Annotated in this window: 24 protein-coding genes; 15 read left to right on the top strand and 9 right to left on the bottom strand. The window is 72.1% G+C overall.

The window, feature by feature from the left end; genetic code table 11:
- Positions 1-76: 76 nt before the first annotated feature.
- Positions 77-1,099, bottom strand: coding sequence for a DEDDh family exonuclease (locus ACZ4U4_RS21000; RefSeq protein WP_467876380.1), 1,023 nt, complete (start codon positions 1,097-1,099; stop codon positions 77-79).
- Positions 1,100-1,357: 258 nt separating this feature from the next.
- Here ACZ4U4_RS21000 and ACZ4U4_RS21005 point away from each other — a divergent pair, with 258 nt between their 5' ends.
- The 5 genes from ACZ4U4_RS21005 to moaA all read left to right on the top strand — a co-directional run bounded on the left by ACZ4U4_RS21005 (position 1,358) and on the right by moaA (position 6,563).
- A complete protein-coding gene (locus ACZ4U4_RS21005; RefSeq protein ID WP_467876383.1) occupies positions 1,358-2,350 on the top strand; it encodes a sterol desaturase family protein in 993 nt (330 codons plus the stop codon).
- Positions 2,347-3,075: a lysoplasmalogenase gene (locus ACZ4U4_RS21010; protein WP_467876386.1), complete on the top strand. Its 729-nt coding sequence runs from the start codon at positions 2,347-2,349 to the stop codon at positions 3,073-3,075. The genes ACZ4U4_RS21005 and ACZ4U4_RS21010 overlap by 4 nt, the downstream gene beginning before the upstream one ends.
- 317 nt (positions 3,076-3,392) lie before the next feature.
- Complete coding sequence (locus tag ACZ4U4_RS21015; RefSeq protein ID WP_467876389.1) at positions 3,393-3,797, top strand: DUF485 domain-containing protein; 405 nt, start codon at positions 3,393-3,395, stop codon at positions 3,795-3,797.
- Complete coding sequence (locus ACZ4U4_RS21020; RefSeq protein ID WP_467876391.1) at positions 3,794-5,428, top strand: solute symporter family protein; 1,635 nt, start codon at positions 3,794-3,796, stop codon at positions 5,426-5,428. The genes ACZ4U4_RS21015 and ACZ4U4_RS21020 overlap by 4 nt, the downstream gene beginning before the upstream one ends.
- Positions 5,429-5,573: 145 nt before the next feature.
- A complete protein-coding gene (moaA, locus tag ACZ4U4_RS21025) occupies positions 5,574-6,563 on the top strand; it encodes a GTP 3',8-cyclase MoaA (RefSeq protein ID WP_467876392.1) in 990 nt (329 codons plus the stop codon).
- 34 nt (positions 6,564-6,597) lie between these two features.
- Here the strand turns inward: moaA and ACZ4U4_RS21030 are convergent, their stop codons facing one another.
- Positions 6,598-6,843, bottom strand: coding sequence for a hypothetical protein (locus ACZ4U4_RS21030; protein ID WP_467876394.1), 246 nt, complete (start codon positions 6,841-6,843; stop codon positions 6,598-6,600).
- A gap of 278 nt (positions 6,844-7,121) precedes the next feature.
- On the bottom strand, positions 7,122-7,499 hold the full coding sequence (locus tag ACZ4U4_RS21035) for a DUF3099 domain-containing protein (RefSeq protein WP_467876396.1): 378 nt from the start codon (positions 7,497-7,499) through the stop codon (positions 7,122-7,124).
- A 269-nt stretch (positions 7,500-7,768) separates the two neighbouring features.
- On the opposite strand from ACZ4U4_RS21035, the gene ACZ4U4_RS21040 reads away from it, so the two are divergent.
- Positions 7,769-8,050 carry a GlsB/YeaQ/YmgE family stress response membrane protein gene (locus ACZ4U4_RS21040; RefSeq protein ID WP_467876398.1) on the top strand — a complete coding sequence of 94 codons (282 nt, stop codon included), beginning with the start codon at positions 7,769-7,771 and terminating at the stop codon, positions 8,048-8,050.
- Between the two features lie 99 nt (positions 8,051-8,149).
- Here ACZ4U4_RS21040 and tyrS read toward each other — a convergent pair whose 3' ends face one another.
- Positions 8,150-9,547, bottom strand: coding sequence for a tyrosine--tRNA ligase (tyrS, locus tag ACZ4U4_RS21045; RefSeq protein WP_467876400.1), 1,398 nt, complete (start codon positions 9,545-9,547; stop codon positions 8,150-8,152).
- Positions 9,548-9,938: 391 nt separating this feature from the next.
- Between tyrS and fabG the strand changes: the two genes are divergently transcribed.
- Both fabG and fabI read left to right on the top strand, forming a co-directional pair.
- Entirely contained in the window at positions 9,939-10,643 is a 705-nt protein-coding gene (fabG, locus tag ACZ4U4_RS21050; protein WP_345082641.1) for a 3-oxoacyl-[acyl-carrier-protein] reductase, read from the top strand.
- 5 nt (positions 10,644-10,648) lie between these two features.
- Positions 10,649-11,419, top strand: a complete 771-nt coding sequence (gene fabI, locus ACZ4U4_RS21055; protein WP_467876404.1) for an enoyl-ACP reductase FabI — start codon at positions 10,649-10,651, stop codon at positions 11,417-11,419.
- Positions 11,420-11,530: 111 nt separating this feature from the next.
- Here fabI and ACZ4U4_RS21060 read toward each other — a convergent pair whose 3' ends face one another.
- A complete protein-coding gene (locus ACZ4U4_RS21060; RefSeq protein WP_467876407.1) occupies positions 11,531-12,241 on the bottom strand; it encodes a FadR/GntR family transcriptional regulator in 711 nt (236 codons plus the stop codon).
- 129 nt (positions 12,242-12,370) lie between these two features.
- On the opposite strand from ACZ4U4_RS21060, the gene ACZ4U4_RS21065 reads away from it, so the two are divergent.
- The 4 genes from ACZ4U4_RS21065 (at position 12,371) to ACZ4U4_RS21080 (ending at position 15,037) form a co-directional block, all read left to right on the top strand.
- Complete coding sequence (locus ACZ4U4_RS21065; protein ID WP_467876410.1) at positions 12,371-13,666, top strand: CynX/NimT family MFS transporter; 1,296 nt, start codon at positions 12,371-12,373, stop codon at positions 13,664-13,666.
- 16 nt (positions 13,667-13,682) lie between these two features.
- Entirely contained in the window at positions 13,683-13,799 is a 117-nt protein-coding gene (locus ACZ4U4_RS21070; protein ID WP_251076762.1) for an SGM_5486 family transporter-associated protein, read from the top strand.
- Between the two features lie 387 nt (positions 13,800-14,186).
- Entirely contained in the window at positions 14,187-14,411 is a 225-nt protein-coding gene (locus ACZ4U4_RS21075; protein WP_467876413.1) for a hypothetical protein, read from the top strand.
- Between the two features lie 107 nt (positions 14,412-14,518).
- Complete coding sequence (locus tag ACZ4U4_RS21080; protein ID WP_467876416.1) at positions 14,519-15,037, top strand: SixA phosphatase family protein; 519 nt, start codon at positions 14,519-14,521, stop codon at positions 15,035-15,037.
- Between the two features lie 173 nt (positions 15,038-15,210).
- On the opposite strand, the gene serB is transcribed toward ACZ4U4_RS21080, so the two are convergent.
- The gene (serB, locus tag ACZ4U4_RS21085) at positions 15,211-16,452 is read right to left on the bottom strand and encodes a phosphoserine phosphatase SerB (RefSeq protein ID WP_467876419.1); all 1,242 of its coding nucleotides are present in this window, start codon (positions 16,450-16,452) and stop codon (positions 15,211-15,213) included.
- 434 nt (positions 16,453-16,886) lie between these two features.
- Between serB and ACZ4U4_RS21090 the strand changes: the two genes are divergently transcribed.
- Positions 16,887-19,415, top strand: coding sequence for an ABC transporter ATP-binding protein/permease (locus ACZ4U4_RS21090; protein ID WP_467876422.1), 2,529 nt, complete (start codon positions 16,887-16,889; stop codon positions 19,413-19,415).
- 80 nt (positions 19,416-19,495) lie between these two features.
- Here ACZ4U4_RS21090 and ACZ4U4_RS21095 read toward each other — a convergent pair whose 3' ends face one another.
- Together ACZ4U4_RS21095 and ACZ4U4_RS21100 are read right to left on the bottom strand one after the other, a co-directional pair.
- Positions 19,496-20,233, bottom strand: a complete 738-nt coding sequence (locus ACZ4U4_RS21095; protein WP_467876425.1) for a transglycosylase SLT domain-containing protein — start codon at positions 20,231-20,233, stop codon at positions 19,496-19,498.
- 327 nt (positions 20,234-20,560) lie between these two features.
- On the bottom strand, positions 20,561-21,262 hold the full coding sequence (locus ACZ4U4_RS21100) for a nitroreductase family protein (RefSeq protein ID WP_467876428.1): 702 nt from the start codon (positions 21,260-21,262) through the stop codon (positions 20,561-20,563).
- A 266-nt stretch (positions 21,263-21,528) separates the two neighbouring features.
- Here ACZ4U4_RS21100 and ACZ4U4_RS21105 point away from each other — a divergent pair, with 266 nt between their 5' ends.
- Positions 21,529-22,674, top strand: a complete 1,146-nt coding sequence (locus tag ACZ4U4_RS21105) for a GAF domain-containing sensor histidine kinase (protein ID WP_467876432.1) — start codon at positions 21,529-21,531, stop codon at positions 22,672-22,674.
- Positions 22,675-22,801: 127 nt separating this feature from the next.
- Complete coding sequence (locus ACZ4U4_RS21110) at positions 22,802-23,431, top strand: response regulator (RefSeq protein ID WP_467876469.1); 630 nt, start codon at positions 22,802-22,804, stop codon at positions 23,429-23,431.
- A 103-nt stretch (positions 23,432-23,534) separates the two neighbouring features.
- On the opposite strand, the gene ACZ4U4_RS21115 is transcribed toward ACZ4U4_RS21110, so the two are convergent.
- Positions 23,535-24,347 (bottom strand): hypothetical protein, encoded by an 813-nt coding sequence (locus ACZ4U4_RS21115; protein ID WP_467876434.1) that lies wholly within the window; start codon positions 24,345-24,347, stop codon positions 23,535-23,537.
- Positions 24,348-24,379: the final 32 nt, after the last annotated feature.

The raw sequence follows: 24,379 nt of genomic DNA on the forward strand, positions 1-24,379 counted from the left end.
CGTGCGGACCGCGGCGGGGCGGGGCAAGGGCATCGGGGCCGGGTCGGGGCAGCGGCACCCGACCGGCGGCCTCGCGTCACCCGGCGGCGGGCCGGACGTCCTGGAGGAGCTGCATGAAGGCCGCCTCGTCGATGACGGTGGTGCCGAACGTGCGGGCCTTGGCGGTCTTGGAGGTCTGGGCGTCCGGGTCGTTGGTCACCAGCAGGCTGGTCAGGCGCGACAGGCTCGTCGCCACATGCAGCCCGGCCTCGATCGCACGGTCCTCCAGCAGCTCGCGGTCGACGGAGGTGTCCCCGGAGAACGCCACCCGCATCCCCTGCACCAGCTTGCCGCCGGCCTCGTACCGCCCCGGGTTGGGGTACGGGCAGGCCGGGCGCTTGCGGGCGGGGCGCCAGGAGGTGGGGCGGTAGGAGGCGGCGGCGCCCGGATACCGCCGGGGCGCCGGGGTGTCGGACCACTCGGTGAGCGGCTGGCAGGCGAGCAGCGGGAGCCGGAGGTTCTCCCGGGCGGCGCGGCGCAGGCTCGGCTGGAAGGTCTCGGCCAGCACCCGGGCGTCGTCGAGCGCGTGGTGCGCCTGCTCCTGGACCACGCCGTAGTGGGCGGCGAGGGTCTCCAGCTTGTGGTTGGCGAGCGGCAGGCCCAACTCCTTGGAGAGGGCGATGGTGCACAGCCGGCGGCTGACCGGGGCGACCGCCGTGGCGCGGGCGTACTCGCGGGCGATCATCGACCAGTCGAACATGGCGTTGTGGGCGACCAGGACGCGGCCTTCGAGGCGCCGGGACAGCTCGGGCACGATCTCCGGGAAGAGCGGGGCATCGGCCAGCACCTCGCTGGTCAGACCGTGGATCCACACCGGACCGGGGTCGCGCTCCGGGTTGACGAGGGTGTACCAGCGGTCCTGGAACTCGCCCCGGGCGTCGAGCTGGTAGACGGCGGCGGAGATGATCCGGTCGTCCCGGGCGAGGCCGGTGGTCTCGACGTCGACCACGGCATACCCGTCGGGGTAGGCGTCCGGCCAGGGGACCGGCGGGGTCTGCGGGCCCGGCTGCTGCCCGATCCTCGGCGCGATCGGGTCGGCTGCTGTGTGGTCTTCGAGCATGGTCCCTGAGGATACGGGCCACCACTGACAGCCACCGCACCGCCGTCGGACCGGTGGCCGGACCCCGCCCGTCGGCGCGGGTATCCCGCCAACGGCGGCCATCACAACGAAAAACGGGCGAATCGCCACCAAGGGGGAGGTTTTTCCGACGGTTCGTTACCGGCGGTATCCCCGGCCCGGAAACTGACACCCCGTCTTACGTACTTCTCGGTAACCACCTCTAGCCGCACCCCCGTCACCGCGCTTATCGTGCCGGACATGCCGCACCTTCCCGATGTCGTGCTGTGGTCCGTCCCCGCCTTCGTCCTGCTCACCGCCGTCGAGGTGGTGAGCTACCGGCTGCGCCCCGACGAGGACGCCGCGGGCTACGAGGCCAAGGACGCGGCCACCAGTGTCGGCATGGGACTGGGCAGTCTCTTCTTCGACGCCCTGTGGAAGATCCCGATCGTGGCGATCTACTCCGCCGTCTACGCGCTGACGCCGCTGCGGATCCCGGTGCTGTGGTGGACGCTGCTGCCGATGCTCCTGCTGCAGGACTTCTTCTACTACTGGTCGCACCGCGGGCACCACGTCATCCGCGTCCTGTGGGCCTGCCACGTGGTCCACCACTCCAGCCGGAAGTTCAACCTCACGACCGCGCTGCGGCAGCCCTGGACCAGCTGGACCACCTGGCCGTTCTACCTCCCGATGATCGTCCTCGGCGTCCACCCGGCGGCCGTCGCCTTCTGCTCCGGCGTCAGCCTCGTCTACCAGTTCTGGGTGCACACCGAGCGGATAGGGACCCTGCCCCGTCCGCTGGAGTTCGTCCTGAACACGCCCTCCCATCACCGGGTGCACCACGCCTCCCAGGGCGGCTACCTGGACCGCAACTACGGCGGCATCCTGATCATCTGGGACCGGATGTTCGGCTCCTTCGTCCGCGAGAGCGAACGGCCCGTCTACGGCCTCACCAAGAACATCGCCACCTACAACCCGCTGCGCGTCGCCACCCACGAGTACGCCGCCATCGCCCGCGACGTCCGCGCCGCCGACGGCTGGCGCGAACGAGCGGGCCGGATCTTCCGCGGTCCCGGCTGGCAGCCCGCCGCCCGCCCCGGGGCGGCGCCCGCCGCGGCCGGGCCCGGGACGGGCGCTCCCGCGAGCGGCGCCGTGCCCGCCGGACGCACCGCACCGGCCGACGGCGCCGCTCCCGACCCGTCCACCTCCGCCGCGTCCCCCACCGCGTCCACCGTCAAGAGAGGTGCCGCGTGAACCCGACGCGCCCCCGGCCCCGCGCCGCCCGTGCGCTGCTCGCCGTCTTCGCCGCGCTGGCCGCCGTCCACCTGGTCGCGCTGCTCGTCCGTACCGCCACCGGATCCGGCAGCGGCGCCCATGCCGCCGCCGACGTCGCGGTGCTGGCCACCAAACCGGCCCTGATGCCGGTCCTCGCCGGGTACGCCCTCACCCGGGGCGGCCCGCCGCTGCTGGCCGGCGCGCTGCTCCTCGGCTGCTGCGGCGACACCCTCCTGCAGATCGGCGGCGACCTCCTCTTCCTGCTCGGCATGGCCGCGTTCGCCGCCGGGCACGTCTGCTACCTCGCCCTCTTCGCCCGGCGCGGCACCGCACCCGCCCGCGCCCGCACCGCCGCCGCGGCCGGGGCGTACGTGCTGGCCTGGGGCACCCTCGTCGCCCTGCTCTGGCCCGGCCTCCCGGCGGACCTGCGGGGCCCGGTCGCCGGGTACAGCCTGCTGCTGACCGCTATGGCCTTCGGGTCCCTGCGGATCGGGCCGCTCGCCGCCACCGGCGGGCTGCTCTTCCTGCTCTCCGACACCCTCATCGCCACCGGCATCGCCGACTGGCCCCAGGCCCCCGCCCCGCAGTTCTGGGTCATGCTCACCTACATCGCCGCCCAGTCCGCCCTGGCCATGGGCCTGCTGCGGGCCACCGGGCACACGGCACCGGCCGCCTCCGCCGCGGCGCAGCCGGTCCAGGTCTGACCCCACCGACCGTCCACGCCGTACCGGGCGGGCCGCGCACCGGCCCGCCCGGTACGTAGCGCTGCCCGGGCACCGACGCCCGCCGCACGGAGCCCTGTTGTCCAGCGGCGGACGCGGCATCCGAGGGGCTGCCGCCGGCCGGGGCTCGCGCCTGCCCCGAGGCGGCGCCCGCCGCGCTCCGCACGCCCCCATTCCGTGCGAATTTCAACGAACAACCCCTGTCGCCGGACCCGCACCGCCTCTACGATGCGTGATCCACCTCACTTACCTTCCCTTTACCAACGGGTCCGTCGCCGGACCACGCGTCAGGAGAATCCGTGAGCAGCGCACCGCCCACCGGCCCCGTGCCGCAGGAACCGCCCGGCCCCGCGGCCGCCACCGCACCACCCGCCGCGGACGCGGACCCGGCCCGCCCACCGCACCCGTACACCGAGGTCCAGCAGAGCGCGGAATTCGGCGAACTGCGCCGCGGCCACCGCGCGTTCGCCTTCCCCCTCACGATCGCCTTCGTCCTCTGGTACCTCGGCTACGTCCTGCTGTCGAGCTACGCGGGCGGCTTCATGGCGGTCAAGGTCGCCGGGAACGTCAACGTCGCCCTCGTCCTGGGCCTCGCGCAGTTCCTGACGACGTTCCTCATCGCCTGGTGGTACTCCCGCCGCGCCGCGAGGCGCCTCGACCCGAAGGCCGAAGCCATCAGGAACCGTCTGGAGGGCGACGCATGACCGCCGCGCACCCGCTCGCCCTGCCGCTCGCCGCCGGTGGCGCGGGCGAACACCGCACCCTGATCATCAGCCTCTTCGCCCTCTTCGTCGTCGCCACCTTGGCCATCACCCTGTGGGCCGGGCGGCAGACCCGGGACGCCGAGGACTTCTACGCCGGGGGACGGCAGTTCAGCGGCTTCCAGAACGGCCTCGCCATCTCCGGCGACTACATGTCCGCCGCATCCTTCCTCGGCATCGCCGGGGCCATCGCCCTCTCCGGCTACGACGGCTTCCTCTACTCCATCGGCTTCCTCGTCGCCTGGCTCGTCGCCCTGCTCCTGGTCGCCGAACCGCTGCGCAACTCCGGCCGCTACACGATGGGCGACGTCCTCGCCTACCGGATGCGCCAGCGCCCGGTCCGCACCGCCGCCGGGACCTCCACCATCGTCGTCTCGATCTTCTACCTGCTCGCCCAGATGGCCGGCGCCGGCGCCCTCGTCACCCTGCTCCTCGGCATCACCGGCGAGTTGGGCAAGATCCTCGTCGTCGTCCTCGTCGGCATCGTGATGATCCTCTACGTCACCATCGGCGGGATGAAGGGCACCACCTGGGTGCAGATGGTCAAGGCGGTCCTGCTGATCGCCGGGACGCTGCTCATCACGTTCCTCGTGATGCTGAAGTTCCACTTCAACATCTCCACGCTGCTCGGCGCCGCCGCCGAGAACAGCGGCAAGGGCGCCGCCTTCCTGGAACCGGGCCTCAAGTACGGCGCCACCGCCACCTCGAAGACCGACTTCATCTCCCTCGGTCTCGCCCTGGTCCTCGGCACCGCCGGACTGCCGCACATCCTCATCCGCTTCTACACCGTCCCCACCGCCAAGGCGGCCCGGAAGTCGGTGAACTGGGCGATCGGCATCATCGGCGTCTTCTACCTGATGACCATCGTCCTCGGCTTCGGCGCCGCCGCGCTCATCAAGCCGGCGGAGATCACCGCCGCCAACAAGGCGGGCAACACCGCCGCCCCGCAGCTCGCCGAGGTCATCGGCGGCGGCGCCGGCTCCACCGGCGGCGCGGTCCTCCTCGCCGTCATCTCCGCGGTCGCCTTCGCCACCATCCTCGCCGTCGTCGCGGGCCTCACCCTCGCCTCCTCCTCGTCGTTCGCCCACGACATCTACGTCAACGTGATCCGCAAGGGGAAGGCCACCGAGAAGGAGGAGGTCGGCGCGGCCCGCTGGGCGACCGTCGGCATCGGCGCCGTCGCCATCGTCCTCGGCGTCTTCGCCCGCGGCCTCAACGTCGCCGGACTCGTCGCCCTCGCCTTCGCCGTCGCCGCCTCCGCCAACCTCCCCACCCTCCTCTACAGCCTCTTCTGGAAACGGTTCACCACCCGGGGCGCCCTCTGGTCCAGCTACGGCGGACTGACCGCCTCCGTCCTCCTGGTCCTCTTCTCGCCCGTCGTCTCCGGCAAGGAGACCTCGATGTTCCCCGCCGCCGACTTCGCCTTCTTCCCGCTGGAGAACCCCGGCCTGATCTCCATCCCGCTGGGCTTCCTCCTCGGCTGGCTGGGCTCCCTGCTCTCCACGGAGGAGCCGGACGCCGACAAGTACGCCGAACTGGAGGTCCGTTCCCTGACCGGCACCGGAGCACACTGAAACACCCGCGGAGGCGGGGCCTCGTAGAGATCTACGAAGCCCCGCCCCCTGCCTGGTGCACCTCACGACTGCTCACCGTCACCCCCATCGCGTAGGCTCGAAGGAGCGCCGCACACCACACGGACCGCACCCGGGGAGGGGCCTCGTGCTCATCGACACTTTCGGACGTGTCGCCACCGACCTGCGCGTTTCCGTGACGGATCGCTGCAATCTGCGGTGTACGTACTGCATGCCCGAAGAGGGCCTGCAATGGCTCGCCAAGCCCGATCTGCTCACCGACGACGAGATCGTCCGCCTGATCACCCTCGCCGTCGACCGCCTCGGCATCGACGAGGTCCGCTTCACCGGCGGCGAGCCGCTGCTACGCCCCGGGCTGACCGGCATCATCGACCGCGTCGCCCGGCTCGACAACCGCCCCCGGATGTCCCTGACGACCAACGGCATCGGCCTGGAGCGCACCGCCGAGGCCCTCCGCGACGCCGGCCTCGACCGCGTCAACGTCTCCCTGGACACCCTCCGCCCGGACGTCTTCCAGGCGATGACCCGCCGCAAGCGCCACGCCGACGTGCTGCGCGGCCTGGCCGCCGCCCACGCCGCCGGGCTCACCCCCGTCAAGATCAACGCCGTGCTGATGCCCGGCCGCAACGACGACGAGGCCCCCGACCTCCTGGCCTGGGCCGTCGAGCACGGCTACGAACTCCGCTTCATCGAGCAGATGCCGCTCGACGCCCAGCACGGCTGGCAGCGCGACGGCATGATCACCGCCGAAGACATCCTCGCCTCGCTGCGCACCCGCTTCACCCTCACCCCCGAGGGCGAGGAGCGGCGCGGCGCCGCCCCCGCCGAACGCTGGATCGTCGACGGCGGTCCGCACCGCGTCGGCGTCATCGCGTCGGTCACCCGCCCGTTCTGCCACGCCTGCGACCGCACCCGCCTGACCGCCGACGGCCAGATACGGACCTGCCTGTTCGCCACCGAGGAGACCGATCTGCGCGCCGCCCTGCGCTCGGGTGCCTCGGACGACGACCTCGCCCGGATCTGGGAGCGCGCGACGGCGGGCAAGAAGGCCGGGTCGGGGCTGGACGACCCGTCGTTCCTCCAGCCGGACCGCCCCATGTCGGCGATCGGCGGCTGACCCCCGCGGCCGCCCGCCGGGCCGCGCGGCGCACTCAGCCGTCGCGCTGTGCGGACTCCCAATCCTCCAGCGTCACCACGTCCTTGAGGAATCCGCGGACGCCGAGGAACTGCGACAGATGCTCCCGGTGCTCCTCACAGGCGAGCCAGGTCTTACGGCGCTCGGGCGTGTGCAGCTTCGGGTTGTTCCAGGCCAGCACCCATACCGCGGGCGCACGGCAGCCCTTGGCGGAGCAGATGACGGCGCTGTCGCCGGAGTCCGGCACGTTCGGGGAGTTCACGCTCTTCACCCTACGTTCCGAGGGCGGCGGCAGGAGAGGCGCACCGGGCGGGGCGGGTGGCGGGCGTCAACTCCCGTGCCACGGCGGCGAAGACAGGACGACGCCGGGCAGCCACGGGGGGAGCCGCCCGGCGTCGGTCCATCGCTCCGACGGGGGATGCGGAGCGCGTACGCAGTATGTCACGCGCCGGTCTCCGGGGTGGGGGGAACGAATGATTGATCTGAGGTTTTCTTGAGCTTGCCCGCGCCGCGAGGCTTCCGCTCGCGGATCGTCGCAGGTCAGTCGGTGGAGGCGCGCCGGCCGTCCGCGTCCGGTGACGGCGCTTCGTCCCGCGGATCGGCCGTCGCGGCACCGCCGCCACCGGCCGCGAGCGCCGGACGTGTCGGTGCGGCGACGAACGTCGACGGCAGCGAGGTCACGTTCTCCCGGCCCGCGTTGGCGATGACCACCGCGACGTATGGCAGCGCGAAGCCCAGGATCAGGGTGGCGATGGCGATCGGCCGTTCGACGTTCCACAGCACGACGGTGAGGACCACGGCGAGCGTCCGCACGGACATCGAGATCACATAGCGTCGCTGCCGCCCGCGGACATCCTCCGACAGCCCTCGGCGGGCGCCCGTGATCCGGAAGGTCTCACCGCTGCTCTGCTTCCGCATCCCGCTCCACCATCTGTTCCGGTCGTGTCCGAGTGCCCTGCTGTACGCCGCGGGGCGGGCGGGCCGGCGCGGACGCGACCGGAGTCCTGCCGGATTCTCCCCGATTCCGGACACTGATACGGTACGCCGCCCCCGCGCCGCCGACGAGACCGGGGCGGCCACCGGAGTCCGGCCCGCGCCGCCCGCACGCCGGCTCCGCGTGCGGCACGGCGGGGGCGGCGTGACACTGGCGGGGCACGGTCCGCTCCCGCGCCGAACCAGGAGGCGACATGAATTGGTTGTGGGCCCTCATCGTCGGTCTGATCCTGGGGTTGATCGCCAAGGCCATCCTCCCCGGCAAACAGCACCTTCCGCTCTGGCTGACGGTGATCTGCGGTCTGATCGGCAGCGTCCTGGGCAACTGGGCCGCCACCGGCCTCGGCGTCAACGACACCCGGGGCATCGACTGGATCCGCCACATCCTCCAGCTGATCGGCGCGATCATCATCGTCGCCATCGGTGACCGCTTCTGGGCCGCCGTACGCGGCAAGAAACACGGCCACCGCACCTGACCCGCCCGGCCGCGGACCGCGCACGGCCGGGCCGGAAACGCACGGACGGCCGGTACGCGGTAGGCGTACCGGCCGTCCGGAGCGGCGGAGCGGGGCCCGTCAGACGCCGTCGACCTTGGCGAGCTTGCGGCCCGCCTTGAGGTACACGCCCTCACCGGCCGGGGCCTCGGCCACCACCTCGGCGAGCGGCCGCACCGCGTCCGCCTCGGCGATCACCACGGTCTGCTGCCCGTCGGCACCCTCGACGACCAGCTTCAGCGCGTTCTGCTTCGCCAGCCGCCGGGCCGCCGAGGCGCTCGGCGTGAACTCCAGGACCTTCGTCAGCACCGCCGCGACGCTCTCCGCGCCGTGCGCCGCGAGGTCGACTGCGGGCAGCGAACCGACGTCCGTGAACGACTTCTTGGAGAACTGCGCGGTGAAACCGGCCCGCGCGGCCATCGCCGCCTCCAGGCCGTACAGCGCGGTCACGACCTCGCCCGCGAGGATCTTCTTCAGATCCATCGGGTGCAGCGACCGCTCCTCGACCCGCTTGAGGGCGAGGGTGATCTCGTCGTCGGTCCACTCCGTCCATGCCTTGAGGTACGGCTCCATGAGCCGGTCCGGCACCGACATGATCTTGCCGAAGACGTCGTCGGCGGGGGCGCCGAGACCGACGTAGTTCCCCTTCGACTTCGACATCTTGGCGCCGGTGCCGTCCGTGCCCTCGATCAGCGGCATCGTCACGACCAGCTGCGGCTGCTGCCCGCGCAGCTCCATCAGCTTGCGGCCCATCTGCAGGTTGAGCAGCTGGTCCGAGCCGCCCAGCTCGACGTCGCACGCCAGCGCCACCGAGTCCAGGGCCTGCGCGATCGGGTACAGCAGCTCCGTCATCGTCAGACCGGAGCCGGCCGCAAGCCGGTTGCGGAAGTCCTCGCGCTGCAGCAGCTGCGAGGCCGGGACCTGCGAGAGCAGCGACAGCAGCTCCGGGAAGGTGTACGGCGCCAGCCACTCGCTGTTCTGCCGGAAGCTGACGTTCTCGAAGTCGAAGAACGGGCGGACCTGCTCGCGGTAGGTGGCGAGGTTGGCCGCGATGTCCTCGTCGGTCAGCGGCGGCCGCTCGGCGGTCCGGCCCGACGGGTCACCGATCTTGGCGGTGAAGTCACCGATGATCAGCGTGACGGAGTGGCCCAGCCGCTGGAACCGGCTCAGCACGATCAGCGGCACCGCGTGCCCGAGGTGCACATCGGTCGCAGTCGGGTCGATGCCCAGCTTGATGTGGAGACCCCCGCCGGCCGCCCGGCGCTCCTCGATCCGCTCCGCCAGCTTCTCCACACCCGGCAACACCTCGACGGCGCGCCCGGCGATCAGCGCCGCCTGCTCCTTCGGCGGCAGGTCCGTCAGGTCGAGATAGCGCCGCGCGCCCGTCTCCCGGAGCAGCTCCTGGACGGTGGCGTCCGTGGAGAGGTCGGCGGAGAGCAGGGTCGTGGCGCGGGCGACGGATTCGCCGAGGCGTGTCATGGCGTTCCTGATCGGTTGTGGTTCCCGTACGGGAGGACGAGGCGACAGTCTATTCGCTGCCCGCCCACCGCCCTCGCCTCCCCGGACCACCCTCCGTACGGGCCCGGGGCGGGCGCCGCCGCCCGCCCCGCGGTGGGGCCCGCCCGGGGGCGCGCTCCACCCGTCGTCCGCCCGTCGGGTGACGATTGGAGGGATCCACCACACGGCCGTCCGCACCGGGCGTCGGAGGAGCGGAGCAGCGGTCGCCGCAGGCGCCGCGGACGGCCACTTCTGTAGGGACCCGACAGGGACGGCGCACCGCCCCTGTGCGGCCTCGATTCTCCGTACGGGCCCGGTGACCGATAGTTTCGTACCGAACGCAGGATGGATCAGGAAACGAAAGGGTGATCTCGTGAGCCGCTCGGTTCTGGTCACCGGAGGCAACCGCGGCATTGGCCTCGCCATTGCCCGTGCCTTCGCCGAGGCCGGCGACAAGGTCGCCATCACCTACCGGTCGGGCGAGCCCCCCGAGGGGTTCTTGGCCGTGAAGTGCGACATCACGGACGCCGAGCAGGTGGAGCAGGCGTACAAGGAGATCGAGGAGAAGCACGGCACGGTCGAGGTGCTGGTGGCCAACGCCGGTGTCACCCGCGACCAGCTGCTGATGCGGATGTCCGAGGAGGACTTCACCTCCGTCCTCGACACCAACCTCACCGGCGCCTTCCGGGTGGTCAAGCGCGCCAACCGCGGCATGCTGCGGGCCCGTAAGGGACGCGTCGTGCTGATCTCGTCCGTGGTCGGCCTGCTCGGCGGCGCGGGCCAGGCGAACTACGCCGCCTCCAAGGCGGGCCTGGTGGGCTTCGCCCGCTCGCTCGCCCGGGAGCTGGGCAGCCGTAACATCACCGTCAACGTCGTGGCCCCCGGGTTCGTCGACACCGACATGACCCGTGCGCTCACCGACGAGCAGCGGGAGGGCATCGTGAAGCAGGTGCCGCTGGCGCGCTACGCGCAGCCCGAGGAGATCGCCGCCTCGGTTCGCTTCCTGGCCTCCGACGAGGCCGCGTACATCACCGGAGCCGTCATTCCCGTGGACGGCGGATTGGGCATGGGTCACTGATCAGCATGAGTGGAATCCTCGCAGGCAAGCGCATTCTGGTCACCGGCGTGCTGACCGAGTCGTCGATCGCGTTCCAGGCCGCCAAGGTCGCCCAGAACGAGGGCGCCGAGGTCATCCTCACCGGCTTCGGCCGTCTCTCCCTCGTCGAGCGGATCGCCAAGCGGCTCCCCAAGGAGGCGCCGGTCATCGAGCTGGACGTCACCAACCAGGAGCACCTGGACGGTCTCGCCGACAAGATCCGCGAGCACCAGGGCGAGGACGCCCGCCTCGACGGCATCGTCCACTCCATCGCCTTCGGCCCCCAGGGCGCCTTCAACTTCCTGGCGGCGGACTGGGAGGACGTCGGCACCGCCGTCCACGTCTCCGCGTACTCGTACAAGGCGCTGGCCATGGCCTGCCTGCCGCTGATGGAGAACGGCGGCGCCCTCGTCGGCCTCACCTTCGACGCGCAGATCGCCTGGCCGAAGTACGACTGGATGGGCGTGGCCAAGGCGGCGCTGGAGAGCACCAACCGCTACCTGGCGCGCGACCTCGGCCCCAAGGGCATCCGCTGCAACCTGGTCTCGGCCGGTCCGATCAAGTCGATGGCCGCCAAGTCCATCCCCGGCTTCGAGGAGCTGGCGGACGTGTGGAACCACCGCGCCCCGATCGGCTGGGAGCTGACCGACCCGGAGCCCGCCGGCCGCGGCGTCGTCGGCCTGCTGTCCGACTTCTTCCCCCGCACCACCGGTGAGATCGTGCACGTCGACGGCGGCGTCCACATGATGGGTGCCTGACACACCCACCCGCACCAGCCGGCGCCCGGACGCGCCCTGACCCCGCGTCAGCCGTCCGTGTCCGCCGTGCCTCCTGCCCGTTCCGGTCCGCCGGGGCGGGCAGGACGCGTTTTACGGGGCGGACGGCCCGGGGGAGGCTTCGGCGGGTGTCCCGCACGTCGCCCGGCAGCCGAACGGCAGGGTGCTCGCCTCGGCGGCGGCCCGCTCGGCGTCGCCCGCCCGGATCGCCTCGACCAGCCGCGCATGGTCCATATGGGACTCCGGCCGCAGCTCCGCGCCGACATCGGCGCGGAGGAAGTCGCGCAGCACACCGCCGAGATCGGCGTAGATCTCCGCCAGTACGTCGTTGTGCGAGGCCGCCACCACCGCCATGTGCAGCGTCGCGTCCGCCTCGACGAACGCGTCCGCCGCCCCCGACTCCCAGGCCCGCTCCCGGCGTTCCAGCAGCGCATCGAGTTGCCGCAGGTCGTGTGCGGTGCGGTGGCGGGCGGCCAGCCGCGCCGCCGACGCCTCCAGCGCACTGCGTACCTCGGCGACGTGCCCCGGGTCGGCGTCGGCGAACCGGCGGTTCATCACCCCGGCCAGCTCACTGGTGGCCACCACGAACGTGCCGGAACCCTGCCGGATGTCCAGCAGTCCGTTGTGCGCCAGCGCCCGTACGGCCTCCCGCACGGTGTTACGGGCCACCCCGAGCTGCTCGACCAGCTCCGGTTCGGTGGGGATGCGTGCGCCTACGGGCCATTCGCCCGAGGTGATCTGGGCACGGAACTGCGCGATCACCTGATCCGCCAGCGCGGAGCGGCGGGGGGAGGTCAGGGGCATGGCGGTGCTCCGGGGTACGGGGGAGGGGCGGCGGGCGGCGCCACCGGGACCGTACCGGGCGAGGCGCCCGGGAAGGGGTGACCGCCGGCAACTGGACAGGCAATCATCCTATGATTCTATGATGTGGCCATGGCAGACGACGACCTGGCGACACTCCGCGCCGCCGACCGCCCCGCACCGGACGGCACCCCCCTACCGGCCACCGCCCCCACGGCCGACGACGACCGCCCCGCACCCACCCCACCCCGCTGGCTCAACGGCGTCGTCATCGCCGGACTCGTCCTCGCCGCCCTCAACCTCCGCCCCGCCATCACCAGCCTCGGCGCCCTCATGGAGGAGGTCCGCGCCGGACTCGGCATGAGCGGCACCGTCGCCGGACTCCTCACCTCCGTCCCCGCACTCTGCTTCGCCGCCTTCGGCATCGGCGCGCCCCGACTGGCCAGACGCCTGGGCCCCGGCGCCGTCGTCTGCGCCGGCATGGCCGCCATCGCCGTCGGCGTCGCCGTACGCCCCTTCACCGGCAACACCGCCGGCTTCCTCACCGCCAGCGCCCTCGCCCTCGCCGGCATCGCGGTCAGCAACGTCCTCCTGCCCGTCGTCATCAAGAGCTGGTTCCCCGACCGCGTCGGCCCGATGACCGGCATCTACTCCATGGCCCTGGCCCTCGGCACCTCCCTCGCCGCCGCCACGGCCGTCCCCCTGACCGCCGCCGTCGGCGGCTGGCAACCCGGCCTCGCCATCTGGGCCGCCCTCGCCGTCGCCGCGGTACTGCCCTGGGCCCTCGTCCTGCGCCGCCGTGCCGCCACCCCCGCGGCCGGCGCCGCCACCCGCACCGAGGACCGGCCGATCCGCATCGCCACCTCCCCGACCGCCTGGTCCCTCGCCGTCTTCTTCGGCCTCCAGGCCACCGCCGCCTACATCACCATGGGCTGGATGCCGCAGATCTTCCGCGACGCCGGGGTCTCCGCCGGCACCGCGGGCCTCCTGCTCGCCGTCACCATGGCCCTCGGCGTGCCGCTCTCCTTCGTCCTGCCGCGCCTCGCCACCCGGATGCGCCACCAAGGGCCGCTCGCCGCGGGCCTCGGCCTCTGCGGACTCGCCGGATACACCGGCCTCTGGCTCGCCCCCGCCTCCGGCGCCTGGCTCTGGGCCTTCCTCATGGGCGTCTCCAACTGCGCCTTCCCGCTGGCCCTCACCATGATCGGCATGCGCGCCACCAGCGCCGCCGGTGTCGTCAAGCTCTCCGCCTTCGCCCAGTGCGTCGGCTACCTCATCTCCATCCCGGGGCCCCTCCTCGTCGGCGCCCTCTACCAGCACAGCGGCGGCTGGGGCCTCCCGATCGCGCTGATGGCGAGCCTGATGGTGCCGCAGATCGCGGTCGGCGTACTCGCCGGACGGGACCGCCGCATCGAGGACGAGACCTGAGTGCGACACTGACCCCATGCCTGTACTCGAACCCAATCCCCAGGGTGGCCAGAAGAAGCTGCTCACCGTCCTCGGCGTGATGCTCGCCGTGACCGTCGTCATCGCCGTCGTGGCCAGCATCGCGGCCAACTGACGGGACGGGCGCGGCCTGCGGGGCGCGCCCGAGCTGGTGAAATGGGGCGCCGGCGGTGGGGCGGCGGGCTCGGCGGCGGGTGCTTCGGTGCGCGGGCGTGGTGTGTGCCGCCTCCGCCAGGACGGGGCGTATGCCCCTCCGCCCGGACGACGACGGACGAGTCCGGCGCAGCTCCGGCACGACCCGTCGGCGTGGCCCGATCGGCGGCCGGTCGCGGACGAGCCCCGACCGGCCGGTGATCGAGATCCCCTAGGGGATCAGCCTCAGGGATCAGTGGGGGATTTCCCGGATAGGAACGCCCACCCGTCCCCCGTACCTTCGAAGAACACCGCACCCCGCGGTGCGCGCCCCACCTGCGGCGCACTTCGACCCGTCACGGAGGCGATCATGTCCACCGCGTCCCGCTGCACCGCCGGCCCCGTGCCCCGGCACGACGCCGCCCGGCCCGCGCCGCGCGCCGAGGCCGTGCGGAGACAGCCGCCGTGGTGGGCGCTGGCACTCCCGGTCGCCACCTTCGCGCTCCTGCTCGCCCTGCCGGTGACCTCCGCCGCGCCGACACCCACCGCGGCGACGCGCCTGCTGGAGATAGCGGCCCGTACCCTCTCCGTCTGACCCGCCGCGGGGCTTCGCTCACCCCGTCGCCGGAGCGCGGTCACACCCCGGAGGGAGCCTCCCAACACCCCGCGCCCCGCGCCGCCTTTCATGCGAAGCTGGGAACCATGAGCGCCGATACACCTCGCCGGATCGTCCTCCTCCGACACGCAAAAGCCGAATGGACACAAGAGAGCGACCACGAGCGCCCGCTCGCCGACCGCGGCCGGATGGACGCCCCGGCAGCCGGACGACGGCTGGCCGGAGCCGGGATCACCCCCGATCTCACTCTTTGCTCAACCTCCGCCCGCACCCGTGAGACCTGGAAGCTCTTCGTCGGCGAACTGCCCCAGCGCCCCAAGACCGTCTACGACGAGCGGCTCTACGAGGCTTCGCTCGGCGAACTGATCGCGGTGCTCAACGAGACCTCCGACGAAGTGACCAACCTGCTCGTGGTCGCCCACAACCCCGGAGTACACGCACTCGCCGACGCGCTGGCGGGCGAGGCGGAAGGAGATCTGCTGGCGCGCATGAACCGCGGCGGATTCCCGACGTCGACCATGGCCGTCATCGAGTTCAACGGTTCCTGGAAGTCCGTCGAGCACGGCGTGGGCCGCCTCACCGCGTACTGGCCGCCCCACGAGTGAGGCCCGCAGGGCCCGGGGGCGCGGCGCTGACGAACCACAGGCGCCGACGAGCTGACCGCTTGGGGGAGAGGGAGGGTGGGGGAGGGGGAGGGCCCCCAACAGGGCTCGGGACCCCAACGCCCCCGAGCCCCGCAAGCCCTCACACCCTCGGCCCGCCCCCTCACCCCACCCCCTCACCCCACATGCGTCTCCGCCGCCTCCACCTCTTCCCGTGTGATGCCCAGCAGGTAGAGCACGGTGTCGAGGAAGGGCACGTTCACGGCGGTGTGTGCGGCCTCGCGGACGATCGGCTTGGCGTTGAAGGCGACGCCGAGGCCCGCGGTGTTGAGCATGTCCAGGTCGTTGGCGCCGTCGCCGATGGCGACGGTCTGTGCCAGCGGCACCCCGGCCTGCTGCGCGAAGCTGCGCAGCAGCCGCGCCTTGCCGGCCCGGTCCACGATCTCGCCGGTCACCTTGCCGGTGAACTTTCCGTCCGCGACCTCCAGGGTGTTGGCGGCGGCGAAGTCCAGCCCCAGTTCTTCCTGGAGCGCGTCGGTGACCTGCGTGAATCCGCCGGAGACGACGCCGACCTGGTAGCCGAGCCGCTTGAGGGTGCGGACGAGGGTGCGGGCGCCCGGCGTGAGCCGGACCTCCTTGCGTACCGTCTCCACGACGGACGCGTCGAGGCCGGCCAGCAGTGCGACCCGGGCGTGCAGTGACTGCTCGAAGTCCAGCTCACCGCGCATCGCCCGCGCGGTGACCTCGGCGACCTCCGCCTCGCATCCGGCGTGCGCCGCGAACAGCTCGATGACCTCGTCCTGGATCAGCGTCGAGTCGACGTCCATGACGACCAGCCGCTGCGCCCGGCGCTGGAGCCCCGCCGACACCACGGCGATGTCGACGCCGAGGAGGGCCGCCTCCGGTGCCAGTACGGAGCGCAGCGCGTCGGTGGCGGCGCCGGACACTGCGAACTCCACGGCCGTCACCGGGTACTTGGCGAGCCGGAAAATACGGTCGATGTTGCCGCCGCTGGACGTTATGGCGGCGGTGATCGCGGCGGTGCACTCGGCGGTCAGCGGATGGCCCAGCACGGTGACGTGGGAGCGTCCGGTGCCGCGCGGACGGTTGTCGCCCCGGCCGGAGATGATCTCGGCCTGGAGGTTCAGCGAATCGGCCCAGCTGTGGACGGTGGCCCGCAGGCCGCCCTCGGAGGCTCCCTCGGCCCCGGTGGCGGGCGCGGTGACCAGGGCGCACAGCACTATGCGGCCACGGGTCACGACCTGTTCGATGTCGACGACGTCGACGGAGTAGGCGGCGAGGGTGTCGAAGAGACCTGCGGTGATGCCGGGCCGGTCCTTCCCGAAGATCTTCACGAGGAGGGTCGGTACGTCATCGCCCGGTACGGCGGTGGCAGGCGGGATCTGCGATGCGCTCATGGTGCCTTTACGGTAACCGCCCGGCGCGTTCGCCCGTACACCTGTCCGTTGTCCGGACCGCCGCACACGGCGCCCCGATCACGCTTACGGACCCCCTGCGACCAGCCGTGGAACGGGCTCCCCGACCCCGTCCGGACGGCCTCCGGGCCGCCCCGCAGCTGATCGTTATGGACTCGTGTCCGCATCCCTTTCCGGCCCGTCGAACCCCTCCCGGCGGCTGGAACAGAGCGCTCCGCGGCCGGTTGCGGTGCACGGTTTCGCCGCTCCCGTGTGGTTTGACGGGTGCCGTCCGCGTCGCCGTACGGGCCTCCTGTTCGCGGTCCGCGCCGGGCCCGCGTCCCAGTTTCCGGTAGGCGGGCCGAGCCTGAAATAGTTCCCCACGATGTTCGCCATCCCTGGATTCCCATACAGGGCGTCACTCGGGGGACTATGTAATGGGGCGTGGAGTGCCTGAACTCGTACTGGAATTGAACGGTAGGACCTGGACGCTCGATCCGTCCCGGTCCTACATCGTGGGCCGTGATCCGCAGGGCGACATGGTGCTCGACGACGCCAGGGTCTCCTGGCGTCACGCCGTCGTGCGGTGGGCCGGACACAGCTGGGTCATCGAAGACCAGGGCAGCACCAACGGCACGTACGTCCAGGGCCGGCGGATCCAGCAGACGGAGATAGGCGCCGGTTCGGCCGTCCACCTCGGCAACGCGACCGACGGCCCGCGGATCACCCTGTCGGGCGCCGCCGCACCGGCCGCCGCCCAGGGCGCCGCCGCCCAGGGCGCCGGCGCCTACGGCGCGCCCGCCGCGGCGCCGCAGCAGGCCGCCGCGCAGGGCTGGCAGCAGCCGCCCGTCGCGCAGGGGCACCAGCCGCCCGCCGGTGCCGGTCAGCCCTACGTCCCGCCGCAGCAGGACCGGCAGCAGCCCGCCCCGCAGGGCGGCGACCGCAACCCCACCACGTTCCACCGTCTGGAACTCGACCGGGTGATGCGCATCGGTCGTGCGCTGGAGAACGAGCTGGTCGTCTCCGACCTCCAGGTCTCCCGCCACCACGCGGAGTTCCACGCCACCCCCGACGGCCGCTTCGAGATCCGTGACCTCGGCAGCCACAACGGCACCTACGTCAACGGTCAGCCGGTCCCCAGGTCCGGCTCCGCCGCCATCGGCCCGAACGACATCATCGGCGTCGGTCACTCCACGTTCCGCCTGGTCGGCGACCGGCTGGAGGAGTTCGTCGACACCGGCGACGTCTCCTTCTCGGCCCGCCACCTCACGGTCACCGTCGACGGCGGCAAGCAGATCCTCAAGGACGTCTCGTTCGGCGTCCCGGAGAAGTCGCTGATCGCGGTCATCGGCCCGTCCGGCTCCGGCAAGTCGACCCTCCTCAAGGCGCTCACCGGCTACCGCCCCGCCAACGAGGGCGACGTCCTCTACGACAACCGGAACCTCTACAAGCAGTTCGCCGAACTGCGCCAGCGCATCGGTCTGGTCCCGCAGGACGACATCCTCCACAAGGAGCTGACCGTCCAGAAGGCGCTGCGCTACGCCGCCAAGCTCCGCTTCCCCGGGGACACCGCGGAGGCCGAGCGCGAGGCGCGGATCGACGAGGTGCTGCACGAGCTGAAGCTCCATGTGCACCGGGACAAGAAGGTCTTCTCGCTCTCCGGCGGCCAGCGCAAGCGCGTCTCGGTCGCCCTGGAGCTGCTGACCAAGCCGTCGCTGATCTTCCTCGACGAGCCGACCTCCGGCCTCGACCCGGGCATGGACCGCGACGTCATGCAGCTGCTGCGCGGCCTCGCCGACGACGGCCGTACCGTCCTGGTCGTCACGCACTCCGTCGCCGAGCTGGCCATCTGCGACAAGCTGCTGGTCATGGCGCCGGGCGGGGGCGTCGCCTACTTCGGTCCGCCGGAGGAGGCACTGAACTTCTTCCAGTACGACTCCTGGGCCGACGTCTTCTCGGCGTTCGAGAACTACCGCGACTACGACTGGATGGGCCGCTGGCGCGGCTCCCCGCACTACCAGATGTACGCGGCGGACATCGACGCGGTCGCCCCGCAGTCGGTGCAGATCCAGTCGCCGCCCGCCCGGATGCAGCAATCCCAGAGCTGGGGCTCCCAGCTGTGGACGCTGATGCGCCGCTATGTCTCGGTGCTCGCCTCCGACCGCGGCTTCCTGGTCCTGATGCTGGCGCTGCCCGCGGTCCTCGGCATCGTCTCGATGCTGATCCCCAGCGACTACGGCTTCGGGTACGGGCCGGAGAACCGGCACGGCGCCAACCGCGACGCCTCCACGATCATGCTGATCCTCGCGGTCGGCATGTGCTTCTCCGGCGCCGCCAACTCCGTCCGTGAGTTGATCAAGGAGCGGGTCATCTACGAGCGCGAACGGGCCACCGGCCTGTCGCGGTCGGCGTATCTGATGTCCAAGGTGATCGTTCTGGGCGTGGCCACCGCCTTCCAGGGCGTGATCATCTCGGTGATCGGCTTCGCCACGCGGACGATGCCCGCGGAGGGCGTGATCTTCCGCAACATGCCGGGCGTCGAGATGACGCTGGCGATCATCGCGCTCGGCTTCACCTCGATGATGTTCGGCCTGATCATCTCCGCGCTGGTCAAGACCGCCGAGAAGACCATGCCGCTGCTGGTCATGTTCGCCATCGTCCAGGTCGTCTTCACCGGCGTGCTCTTCCAGCTGTTCGACACGATCGGCGTGGCGCAGTTCTCCTGGCTGATGCCGTCGCGCTGGGCCGTCGCCGCGATGGGCGCGACCGCCGACATGAACCGTCTGCTGCCGTGGGAGCCGGCCAACCCGGCCAAGGGGACGCCCGCCAACCCCGATCCGCTGTGGCAGCACCAGACCGGCGTCTACGTGATGGACATGATCATCCTGGTCACGCTCGGCGTCGCCCTCGCGTTCGTCGTGGCCCGCCTGCTGCGCCGCCACGAGCCGGAGGTCATGCGCAAGTGACCCGGCGTCCGTGACGCACCACCGCCGAGGGGCGGCCCCCGTGATCGGGTGCCGCCCCTCGGCGGTCGGACGCGGTCCGCTCAGTAGGCGGAGTTGACGTTGTCCATCGAGCCGTACTTGTCGGCCGCGTAGTTGCAGGCGGCGGTGATGTTGGCGACCGGGTCGTAGATGTCCCAGGAGGTGCCGTCGACGTGGTAGCTCTGGAAGGTCGGGGCGATCACCTGGAGCAGGCCCTTGGAGGGCACGCCGTTGACGGCGTTGATGTCCCAGTTGTTGATGGCCATCGGGTTGCCCGCGGACTCCCGGATGATGTTCCGGTAGATGCCGTCGTACGAGCCGGGGATGCCCTTGTCGGCCATGATGTCGAGCGACTGGCGGATCCAGCCGTCGAGGTTGTTCGAGTAGGTCTTGGCCGGGGTCTTCGCGGCGACGGGCAGCACGGCACGGTCGGTGGAGCGGCTGGCGGTCTGCTGCACGGCGCGCTCCTTGGCGGCCTTCGCCTTCGCTGCGGCCTCGGCCTTGGCCTTCGCGGCAGCCTTGGCCTTGGCGGCGGCCTCGGCCTGGCCGGCCTTGGTGGAGGCGTCCGCCTGCCTGGCGATGGTGGCCTGCTGGGTCTGCGCCGCGGTGCCGACGGTGCTGCTGAAGGCGACCGGCTGCACGTGGGCGGCGGCCGCGGCCCGTCCGGTGCTCTGCCCGGCGTCCGCGCCCGGTACGACGGTGAAGGCGAGGGCGGCGGCACCGGCCGCGGCGATGCCGGCGGCGGAGAGCTTGTGGGTCCGCGTCAGGCGGTCAAGGCCGAAAAGGGCGTGCTTGGGCATGGCGAAGTAGACCTTCCGAAAAGGGGGACGTCGCCGGGGGCCGTCGGTGGCGGAGAACGCCGGGTGGAGACCGCGGCGCCGAGCGACGGGAGCCATTCTTAGCGGCCGTAAATTCGCCGGGCAATGAGGTGACATACGACCCGGAATAGTGGAACCGGGGTGCCATGTGAGGCCTCCACCGGGGGAGACGCCCAGCTCATGAGGGTTTGCCGGGCGACTAAAGCGGGTCGTAGGTGACCTGGGCCCTATGCGCGGCGTCACACCCGGGCGAGGTTTGCTTCGCCGGGTGTGATCGCATTTGCACAGTACGTATGAGGCTGCAGGGCCTCAGATCTCGACCAGGACCTGGTCAAGGGACTTTCGGATCAAATCCGGCACTTCGCACTCTTCGGCGGGGTATCCCACGGGGATCACGGCGAACGCCTTCTCGTTGGCCGGACGCCCCAGAACCTCCTGCAGGAACCGCATCGGGCTCGGCGTGTGCACCAGTGCCGCCAGCCCCGACAGATGCAGTGCGGACAGCAGCATCCCGACCGCGATGCCCACCGACTCGTCGACGTAGTAGTGCTTGCGCTTGCTGCCGTCCTCGCCCAGCCAGTGCCGCTGCTGGAACACCACGATCAGATACGGCGCATCGGTCAGATGCGGCTTCACCTCGTCCGTCCCCAGCGGGCGCAGCGCGGCCAGCCACTCCTCGCCCAGCCGCCCCTCGTAGGAGACGCGCTCCTCCTCTTCCGCCGCCGCCCGGATCCGCCGCCGTACGTCCGGGTCCTTGACCAGGACGAATGTCCACGGCTGCTGATGCGCCCCGGACGGCGCGGTCGCCGCACAGGCGATGGCGTCCCGGACGACCTGCTCGGGCACCGGGTCGGTGGAGAACTGCCGCACGGTCCGCCTCTGATCCATCCGCTCCCGCAGCTCCGCCGCGCGGGCGAGCGACTCCGCCGCCGGTATCCGCGCGGGACGGTACGGAACGCCTCGGTAGGGGTCGCCATGGGTCGGGGTCCAGGTCCTCGTCGCTTCTGTCATGCGCCGAGTCTGGAACCGCGGACGTCCTCCCGGGGCGCGGACCGCCGAATCCGCGGACTTCGGCGTGATCCGCACCGCGGGGGAGAGGGGATGAGTAAGGATGTGCGCGGAGTGTCCCTATATAGGGGACTAGGCGCTGTTTGAATCTAAGGTGAAAAATGACCGTTAAGCCGGAAATGGCGACGGCTTGCCTAGGTCCGGAGACCGAGGACCGGCGCGGCGGCGGACCGATACACCCCTCGCCGGGCGCCGGTACCGTGAAACGTATGACCAACGGACCGGGAGCCGGAATCCCCGCGGTGAGCAGCGCGATCCTCGCGATGAGCCGGCATCTGGAGGTGCGCGACGTCCTCAAGACGATCGTCGCCTCGGCCCGGGAACTGCTCGACGCCGAATACGCCGCCCTCGGCGTGCCCGACGACCACGGCGGCTTCGCGCAGTTCGTGGTGGACGGCGTCAGCGAGGAGCAGTGGAAGGCCATCGGCCCGCTGCCCCGCCAGCACGGCATCCTCGCCGCGATGCTCCACCACGCCACCCCCGAGCGTCTCGCCGACGTCCGCAAGGACCCCCGCTTCGGCGGCTGGCCCGCCGCCCACCCCGACATGTCCGACTTCATCGGCCTGCCGGTCGCCGACGGCGACGAGATCCTCGGCGCCCTCTTCCTCGCCAACAAGCGCTGCCCCAAACCGGCCGGCGGCTGCGGCTTCACCGCCGAGGACGAACGCCTCCTGGGCATCCTCGCCCAGCACGCCGCCATCGCCCTCACCAACGCCCGCCTCTACGAACGCAGCCGCGAGCTGACCATCGCGGGGGAGCGCGCCCGCCTCGCCCACGAGCTGCACGACGCCGTCGCCCAGAAGCTCTTCTCGCTCCGGCTCACCGCCCAGGCCGCCACCGCGCTCGTCGACCGCGACCCGGACCGCGCCAAGTGCGAGCTGCACCAGGTCGCCGCACTGGCCGCCGAGGCCGCCGACGAACTGCGCGCCGCCGTGGTCGAGCTGCGCCCCGCCGCCCTCGACGAGGACGGGCTGATCGCCACCCTCCGCTCCCAGGCGCAGGTCCTCGACCGTGCCCACACCGCCCGCGTCACCTTCGGCGCCCAGGGCGTCCGCGCCCTGCCCTCCTCCCAGGAGGAGGCGCTGCTCCGCGTCGCCCAGGAGGCGCTGCACAACGCGCTGCGGCACAGTGGCGCCGAGCGCGTCGACGTCACCCTCGCCCGGCACGGCCAGGGCGCACTGCTCCGGATCGCCGACGACGGCTGCGGCTTCGACCCCGGCGCGGTCCGGACGGCCGGCCGCCACCTGGGTCTGGTGTCGATGCGCGACCGCGCCAACGGCGTCGGTGGCGTGCTCACCGTGAAATCGGAGCCCGGCCAGGGCACCGCTGTAGAGATGGAGGTGCCCGGTGGCTGAGAACACCGGAATCGGCAACCGGGACGAACAGCGCGACGGCCGCGAGCCGCGCCGCGTCCCCCCGGGCGCCGCCCCCGCCCCCGACGCCGCCGAGGCCCCCACGGACCCCGCGGGCGGCACCGGCACCATCCGGGTGCTGCTGGTCGACGACCACCAGGTGGTCCGCCGCGGGCTGCGGACGTTCCTGGAGATCCAGGACGACATCGAGGTGGTAGGTGAGGCGGCCGACGGCACGGAAGGCATCGCCGCCGCCGAACGGCTCCGCCCCGACGTCGTCCTGATGGACGTCAAGATGCCCGGCACGGACGGCATCGAGGCGCTGCGCACCCTGCGCGAACTGACCAACCCCGCCCGGGTGTTGATCGTCACCAGCTTCACCGAACAGCGCACCGTCGTCCCCGCCCTGCGCGCCGGGGCCGCCGGCTATGTCTACAAGGACATCGACCCCGAGGCACTGGCCGGCGCCATCCGCTCCGTCCACGCCGGACATGTGCTGCTCCAGCCGGAGGTGGCCGGCGCCCTCCTCACCCAGGACGAGGGCGGCAACGGTCAGGGCCGCGGCACCACGCTCACCGAGCGGGAGGGCGAGGTGCTCGGCCTGATCGCCGACGGACGCTCCAACCGCGAGATCGCCCGCGCGCTCGTCCTCTCCGAGAAGACCGTCAAGACCCATGTCTCCAACATCCTCATGAAGCTGGACCTCGCCGACCGCACCCAGGCCGCCCTCTGGGCGGTCCGCCACGGGGTGGGCGGCTGACCGCTCACCGAGCCACCGGTCCGGTACGCGCCACCGGACCGGTACGCCGCGAACCGCACCGGGAACAGGCAGTCGCCCACCCCGGCCCGGCCCGGACCGGCACTCACCCCCGCCGCTCCCGCTCCTCCACCGCCGCGTTGTACGCCGCGACCTGCGCCCGCCGGGCCGTACGCTCCACCGGACGCAGCGCCTGCGCGCGGGCCGCGATCTCCGACGAGCTGACCGCACCGCCGTGCTCCCGGCCGTCCCCGCCCGCGCCCCGTGCGATGGCGAGCAGCGCGCCCACCCGCTGCGCCAGCTCCAGCACCCGCACCGCACGCGGCGGATATCCGGGCGCCAGCACCTGGCGCCCGGCCTCGGCCCGCGCCCGGTACGCCTCCAGCGCGGCCTGGGCCACCGGCCCGGAACCGGCCACGTCCAGCCGCGTCAGCACCTCGGTCGCCTCCCGCAGCGCCTCCGCCAGCTCCCGCTCCGCCTCGCCCAGCGACGGCACGTCGGCGGGCGGCGCCTCCCGCACCGGCAGGCACTCCCACACCACCTCGACATGGACGTCCGGCCCGGCGCCGCCGTCCGGCCCCGCCCGGTGTATCTCCGGCACCAGACCGACGCCGGCGCCCGCGACCAGCACCGCCTCCCCGGCGTCCAGCGCCCGGGCGTTGAACTCCGGCGGCCCGCTCAGCCCCAGCGGATGCCCCGGCGCGGGCAGCGCGACCCGCAGCCCCACCGCACCCATCGCCCGCAGCCGGCCGAGCGCCAGCGTCAGCCCCACCGGCGCGGCCTCACCCGGCAGGCCCCGCACCCGGTGCACGGCGTCGTCGTCCGCGATCCGCTCCGCGGCGTCATCAAGCGAGACAAGTCCGGCCAAAAGGGCATTTCCCCATGCCGCCAGCCGTCCCGAACGAGGTTCATCGAGCATGCCCCCCAGCCTAGGGAACGGCACTGACATCG

Source organism: Streptomyces sp. NPDC029159 (assembly GCF_055564055.1).

Excerpts from the sequence above, each read along its gene's own strand:
- ACZ4U4_RS21000 (WP_467876380.1), bottom strand. The coding sequence starts at position 1,099 with ATGCTCGAAGACCACACAGCAGCCGACCCGATCGCGCCGAGGATCGGG.
- ACZ4U4_RS21005 (WP_467876383.1), top strand. The coding sequence starts at position 1,358 with ATGCCGCACCTTCCCGATGTCGTGCTGTGGTCCGTCCCCGCCTTCGTC.
- ACZ4U4_RS21020 (WP_467876391.1), top strand. The coding sequence starts at position 3,794 with ATGACCGCCGCGCACCCGCTCGCCCTGCCGCTCGCCGCCGGTGGCGCG.
- ACZ4U4_RS21035 (WP_467876396.1), bottom strand. The coding sequence starts at position 7,499 with ATGCGGAAGCAGAGCAGCGGTGAGACCTTCCGGATCACGGGCGCCCGC.
- ACZ4U4_RS21040 (WP_467876398.1), top strand. The coding sequence starts at position 7,769 with ATGAATTGGTTGTGGGCCCTCATCGTCGGTCTGATCCTGGGGTTGATC.
- tyrS (WP_467876400.1), bottom strand. The coding sequence starts at position 9,547 with ATGACACGCCTCGGCGAATCCGTCGCCCGCGCCACGACCCTGCTCTCC.
- fabI (WP_467876404.1), top strand. The coding sequence starts at position 10,649 with ATGAGTGGAATCCTCGCAGGCAAGCGCATTCTGGTCACCGGCGTGCTG.
- ACZ4U4_RS21060 (WP_467876407.1), bottom strand. The coding sequence starts at position 12,241 with ATGCCCCTGACCTCCCCCCGCCGCTCCGCGCTGGCGGATCAGGTGATC.
- ACZ4U4_RS21065 (WP_467876410.1), top strand. The coding sequence starts at position 12,371 with ATGGCAGACGACGACCTGGCGACACTCCGCGCCGCCGACCGCCCCGCA.
- ACZ4U4_RS21070 (WP_251076762.1), top strand. The coding sequence starts at position 13,683 with ATGCCTGTACTCGAACCCAATCCCCAGGGTGGCCAGAAGAAGCTGCTC.
- ACZ4U4_RS21075 (WP_467876413.1), top strand. The coding sequence starts at position 14,187 with ATGTCCACCGCGTCCCGCTGCACCGCCGGCCCCGTGCCCCGGCACGAC.
- ACZ4U4_RS21080 (WP_467876416.1), top strand. The coding sequence starts at position 14,519 with ATGAGCGCCGATACACCTCGCCGGATCGTCCTCCTCCGACACGCAAAA.
- serB (WP_467876419.1), bottom strand. The coding sequence starts at position 16,452 with ATGAGCGCATCGCAGATCCCGCCTGCCACCGCCGTACCGGGCGATGAC.
- ACZ4U4_RS21090 (WP_467876422.1), top strand. The coding sequence starts at position 16,887 with ATGGGGCGTGGAGTGCCTGAACTCGTACTGGAATTGAACGGTAGGACC.
- ACZ4U4_RS21095 (WP_467876425.1), bottom strand. The coding sequence starts at position 20,233 with ATGCCCAAGCACGCCCTTTTCGGCCTTGACCGCCTGACGCGGACCCAC.
- ACZ4U4_RS21100 (WP_467876428.1), bottom strand. The coding sequence starts at position 21,262 with ATGACAGAAGCGACGAGGACCTGGACCCCGACCCATGGCGACCCCTAC.
- ACZ4U4_RS21105 (WP_467876432.1), top strand. The coding sequence starts at position 21,529 with ATGACCAACGGACCGGGAGCCGGAATCCCCGCGGTGAGCAGCGCGATC.
- ACZ4U4_RS21115 (WP_467876434.1), bottom strand. The coding sequence starts at position 24,347 with ATGCTCGATGAACCTCGTTCGGGACGGCTGGCGGCATGGGGAAATGCC.